Source organism: Gordonibacter sp. (genome assembly GCF_036667095.1).
GTDB lineage: Bacteria > Actinomycetota > Coriobacteriia > Coriobacteriales > Eggerthellaceae > Gordonibacter.
Map to the genome: position 1 here is coordinate 1 of NZ_JAVWUP010000105.1, position 5107 is coordinate 5107.

Annotated in this window: 6 protein-coding genes; all 6 read right to left on the reverse strand. The window is 61.7% G+C overall.

Annotated elements, in window-relative coordinates; translation table 11 throughout:
- Nucleotides 1-72: 72 nt before the first annotated feature.
- On the reverse strand, nucleotides 73-342 hold the full coding sequence (locus RR842_RS09505; RefSeq protein WP_332518533.1) for an ACT domain-containing protein: 270 nt from the start codon (nucleotides 340-342) through the stop codon (nucleotides 73-75).
- Between the two features lie 188 nt (nucleotides 343-530).
- On the reverse strand, nucleotides 531-1100 hold the full coding sequence (folE, locus tag RR842_RS09510) for a GTP cyclohydrolase I FolE (protein ID WP_332514229.1): 570 nt from the start codon (nucleotides 1098-1100) through the stop codon (nucleotides 531-533).
- A 151-nt stretch (nucleotides 1101-1251) separates the two neighbouring features.
- Nucleotides 1252-2109 carry an exodeoxyribonuclease III gene (locus tag RR842_RS09515; RefSeq protein WP_332554232.1) on the reverse strand — a complete coding sequence of 286 codons (858 nt, stop codon included), beginning with the start codon at nucleotides 2107-2109 and terminating at the stop codon, nucleotides 1252-1254.
- 207 nt (nucleotides 2110-2316) lie between these two features.
- A complete protein-coding gene (locus RR842_RS09520; protein ID WP_332514232.1) occupies nucleotides 2317-2787 on the reverse strand; it encodes a 23S rRNA (pseudouridine(1915)-N(3))-methyltransferase RlmH in 471 nt (156 codons plus the stop codon).
- Nucleotides 2788-2868: 81 nt separating this feature from the next.
- Nucleotides 2869-3678, reverse strand: a complete 810-nt coding sequence (locus RR842_RS09525; protein ID WP_332729586.1) for an arylamine N-acetyltransferase — start codon at nucleotides 3676-3678, stop codon at nucleotides 2869-2871.
- Nucleotides 3679-3988: 310 nt separating this feature from the next.
- Nucleotides 3989-5107, reverse strand: a 1119-nt coding sequence (locus RR842_RS09530; RefSeq protein WP_332729588.1) for an LCP family protein, incomplete at its 5' end; no start/stop codon positions are given.

The following is a 5107-nucleotide window of genomic DNA, read 5'->3' on the forward strand; positions in this document are numbered from 1 at the left end:
CGAGGCGTAAGCCCCTTGGAAGGCGAAGCCTTGCAGCAGCTTCGCCTTCCTGCCCGCTTTAGGCAGGCCCGTCTAGATTTTATACATGAACGAGAACACGTCTTCGCGTTGGATAACGATCTGCATACCCAGATCCTCCGCTACTTTTTCGAGGCGCTCCTGCACAGCGTTGAAGTCGGAGGTTTCGGGCCTGAGCGTGACCAGCATGGTCATGGAGAAGATGTCGTTGAGAATAGTCTGGCTGATATCATCGATGTTCGCGCCGCAGTCGGCGAGCACCGTCGATACTGCGGCGACAATGCCGCTGCGATCCTTGCCGAGAACCGAGATTACGCACTTCATTGGGTGGTTCCTTTCCTCGTGCGCACGGCGTGCGCTCAATTTTCCGTACCAATGCTTCACGTGAAACATTCTGATGCTTTCGTTGGGCCCCAAGTGCCCGGTGCCGAGTGCCCGGTGCCTGGTGCCCGGTGCCGAGTGCCGAGTGCCGAGTGCCGAGTGCCGAGCGTCTGGCATCCTCGGCACGAACGTCAATCGCGACGTGCGAAGATCAGCGACAGCGCCTCGGCACGGGTGGCCTGACTGCGCTCAAAGGCTCCGCGTACGGCGCTTGTGGTGGTTTTCGCGCCCGCTTTCTTCACGCCGCGCATGCTCATGCACAAATGCTCGGCCTCCAACACCACGATGACGCCTTGGGGATGCAGCTGCTCTATGAGCGTGTCGGCGATCTGCGAGGTCAGGCGCTCTTGCACCTGCGGACGTTTCGCGAACACGTCCACGAGGCGCGCCAGCTTCGACAGACCGCAGATGCGTCCGTCAGCCGCCGGAATATACGCGACGTGCGCCATGCCGAAGAACGGCACGAGATGATGCTCGCACATGGAGTAGAACGGGATGTCGCGCACCAGCACCATTTCTTCGTGGTGTTCGTCGAAGGTCGTTTGAAAATGCTCGGCGGGGTCTTGCGCGAGGCCGGCGAACACCTCTTCGTACATGCGCGCCACGCGCGCTGGCGTATCGAGAAGCCCCTCTCGCTCGGGATCCTCGCCTACACCCTCTAAAATCAGGCGTATGCCCTGTTCAATTTTCGCTGTATCCATCTGCTCTTTCCTATCGCATCGCAACGGCACGTATCATAGCACGCACCTTGAAGCCCGTCGGAACCCCTCCGGGGCAAAACGCGGTTTCTGCATGCAAGTACCCGCAGCAGGCCGGGATACCAGCGACGAGACACCTCTCCCCCTCCGCAACCTACAGAGCTAGCTCCAGTCCCACAGGGCAGTGGTCGCTGCCGTACACCTCGTCGTAGATGCACGCGCTCTCGATCGTCGGTGCCAGGGCCTCGCTTACCAGGAAGTAGTCGATGCGCCATCCGGCGTTGTTCTGCCGAGCCTTGAAGCGGTAGCTCCACCAGGAATAGGCGCCCTCCACGTCGGGATGCAGATGGCGGAACGTATCGACGAACCCGGCATCGAGCAGCTCGTCAAGCTTGTTGCGCTCCTCGTCAGAGAAGCCGGCCTTGCCCCGGTTGGGGCCGGGGTTCTTCAAGTCGATGTTCTCGTGCGCCACGTTCAGGTCGCCGCACAGGATGACCGGCTTCGGATCGGCAACATCTCCCGGTTGCGTCAGCGGCAGGTCTGACAGGGACACATGTCCCTCGCCCGGCGCCGGCTTCTCCACCGGAACGCCCGACGGCAACACGCCTTCCTCCAAGCCCTTGCAGAACTCGCGAAACGCATCGTCCCACTCCATACGATGAGCAATACGCGCCAGCTCGTTTTGGGCGTTCGGCGTGTACACATTCACAAACCAAAACGAAGGGAATTCCAGCGCCACGATGCGCCCCTCAGTGTCCAAGTACGGAAAGCCCAGACCGTGCAGCACTTGCAGCGGCTCCTCCTTGCAGAAGATGGCCGTGCCCGAGTAGCCTTTCTTCTCGGCATAGCTCCAGTACTCGCGGTATTGCGGCAGATCGAGCGTAGCCTGGCCTTCTTGCAGCTTGGTCTCCTGCAGCGCCAAGATGTCGGCGTCCAGCTCGCACGCAATGTCCTCAAAGCCTTTTTGCAGAACGGCGCGTAGGCCGTTCACATTCCACGAGATGAAACGCATGCTCTCCTCCTTCGCCTACGCGCGCCACGGCGGCGGGGCGGTATGAGTCGCCATGGCAGGGTCGTACCCGCCACGGCGACGGACTTGCGTACGGTATAGCGTCAGTATATTTCATCTGGCGTGGCAAAAACGGGTCACTTCGACAACCGCCTGCAGGAGGCGGAAAGCGCGCTTCGTCAAGCGATGAAGGCTCCTCGCTCCTTATCGCTACTTGTGATAAGGCTCGCCGCGGGATATTTTCTGGGCGCGGTACAGCTGCTCCAGCAGCACGACGCGGGCCAGGTTGTGCGGCAGCGTGATGGACCCGAAAGAAAGCGTTTCGTCGGCGCGCGCACGTACCGCATCGCTGACCCCGTCGGAGCCCCCGATAACGAACGACAGGTCGCTTGTCCCCGCCAGACCCAGTGCATCTAACCGTTGGGACAACCCCGTACTGGAACGCTGCTTGCCGTCGATGGCCAACAGCAGCATATGCGACGATGCCGGAACAGCCGCCAATAGGGCGGCACCTTCCTTGGTGCGCGCCGCCTCGATGCCGCCAGCGCGTGCGGGATCGATGTCCGCGATCTCCTTGACCTCCGTGCGCGCATAAGGCTGCAAACGCTTGAGGTATTCGGCGCAGGCATCGGCCCAGAAACGCTCCTTCAGCTTGCCTACCGCCACAATCGTGAATCTCATGCGTCCTGCTTCCTCGCTTGTACCCCTGTCGACCACCATCATAGCAAAACCGCAGAGGGAAGCCGGCGAAAAGGCAGTTCGCTAACGCGACAACACGATGCCGAAATGCTGGGCCAGCAGCGCGCGGAACTCTTCCTCGCCGGAAATCGTCCATTGCTCCTTGCCCGCTGCACCCACCTGCGTGAATTGGTCGGCCGTGATGGACACGTTGCCGTCGTCGGTACGGCGGTTCACCATGCGCCGCTGCGTGAACACGCTGTTCGGATGCGTGGAGGCAAAGTGAGACAGCGGCACGAAGTCGACCGTGTCCAAAGGCTGGTCGAGGAAGGCGAGCACGGGCGTGGCCGGGCGCTCGGCATCGCTTTCGACCGAGCCGCAGTAGCTGATATGCCACCACGATCCCGCCGCCGCATCGACACGGAACACCTGGCCGCACGAGGTCACCAGCGCGCCGTCCTCCAGCGGCAGCGCGCAGGCCGGCAGAGGGCCGCCGTACCCCACATCGCAGTACAGGCGCCGTCCGTCCAGGGTAACCAAGGCACCGCGGTGCATGACGGGCTGCAGGTAACCGTAGTCTTTCAAGCTGCGCGCCATACAGGGTGCCACCTCAAAGCCGACTTCAGTCAGGAAAGTATCGAACAAGGCGTTCAGCTCAAAGCAGTAGCCGCCGCGCGTACCGACGATTATCTTCTCGAACAGATCGGGGATACCCAACGAAACGGGCAGATGGAAATCGCACACATCGAGGTTGTCGAACGGAATGGAGCGCTGGTGGGCCCCGATGATGCGATCGAGCAGGGCGGCATCGGGCTGGCCGGCGGCAGGAGCCAGACCCAAGCGCTCCCAATACCGGTCGACAGCGGGCAGCGCGACGTACAGTTCCTCGTACATGGCAGAATCCCCTTCCCTAAAGCGGTTAGGAAAAGTCTACGCAAACGGGCGCTCGGCGACCTCCCTCCAGCAGAGCGAAAAAACGGCCGGCCTCGGCCCGAGAGGGTGAGTTGCCGAGCATCAACGACACCCGAAAGACCATGCTGGGCATCACTCCGCGCGCGGAGCGCTTTCCGTTGCATCGAGAGCAAGCGCAGACACGCAGGCGACACCAAAGGTTGCGGGCGGGAGGATGGCACAGGCGAAGCAAAGGGTGGCGAACACTCCGGCACTGAGGAGCCCCGGAAGCGCCCGGGGGAGCTATCGCACGTTACCAGTCCGAGCCGAGCACTACCAAAAAGTCGCCGTCGAACGTGTAGCGTCCGTCATCAAGCTGGGCCTTTCCCACGCCGAGAGCATTTGCGATCTTCTTGGCCTCGTTCTCCTGGTCGTCTCGCTTGAACACCACGATGGTCTGCGCATAGTCGAAGTTGTCGGCATTGCCGGTATCCACCTGATAGCCCTGGGCTTCCAGCTGCTCGGCAGCCACCGAGCTCGCGCCGACGGTGCCGTTGCCGTTCTGCACGGTCACTTTGGCGGGTCCCTTGCTTGTCGCAGCGCCGCCTGGCGCAGTCCCTTGCTCCGCACCGCTCTCGCCCGTCGTGGCCAGTACCGTACCCGAAGCCTCGTCAACCAGGGCCTCCTCGGTGGGTGAGAGCCCCTGTTCCACGCGCTCCATCATGGTCTTCCACGCCTGCTTGTCCAGATACTCGTACCACCCGCCATCGACATAGGAGGAGGTCGTGGGCTCCATTGCTGTATAGATGTCTTTTTCCGGGTCAAGCCCGCGCATGCTTTGGGCGATGGAGAGGATATCGGCTATCTCGAAGTCGGTGGTCACGTAGTTCGCCAACGCTGACACGGTGTTGGCCATGGTAGCCAGATCGGAGGACAGCAGCTTCTTCGCAATGGCGGAAAGCACCAGGCGCTGGTTAGCCGCACGGTAGCGGTCGCCGTCGCCGAACTCGTCATAGGCGTGGCGCGCTCGGCACAGGATAAGCGCCTGGTCGCCGCTGAGGGTCTGCAGGCCTTGATCGACCTGCCCGCCGGCATCCTCGTCGTCGATCTCCATAGGCACGTCTACCTCAACACCGCCCAAAGCATCGACGATATCCTTGAATCCGTCGAAGTTAATTTCGGCATAGTGTGTAATGGGAACGCCGGCCATCTTCGACACCGTCTCCACCGTAAAGGCCGCGCCACCGAAAGCGTGGGCTGCATTCAGCTTGTTCTGCCCGTATTCGCCCATATCAACCAGCGTGTCGCGATGCAGCGATACCATCGCCACCTTTTTGCCCTGCGGATCGACGCGCACCAGCATCATGCTATCGGAGCGAAACTGATCGCCCGCATATTCCTCGGATGCTTCGCGATCCGACGATCCATCGGT

What these genes read in the sequence shown, in the direction of transcription:
- RR842_RS09515 (WP_332554232.1), bottom strand. Translation starts at nt 2,109, where the DNA reads ATGCGTTTCATCTCGTGGAATGTGAACGGCCTACGCGCCGTTCTGCAA.
- RR842_RS09525 (WP_332729586.1), bottom strand. Translation starts at nt 3,678, where the DNA reads ATGTACGAGGAACTGTACGTCGCGCTGCCCGCTGTCGACCGGTATTGG.
- folE (WP_332514229.1), bottom strand. Translation starts at nt 1,100, where the DNA reads ATGGATACAGCGAAAATTGAACAGGGCATACGCCTGATTTTAGAGGGT.
- RR842_RS09505 (WP_332518533.1), bottom strand. Translation starts at nt 342, where the DNA reads ATGAAGTGCGTAATCTCGGTTCTCGGCAAGGATCGCAGCGGCATTGTC.
- RR842_RS09520 (WP_332514232.1), bottom strand. Translation starts at nt 2,787, where the DNA reads ATGAGATTCACGATTGTGGCGGTAGGCAAGCTGAAGGAGCGTTTCTGG.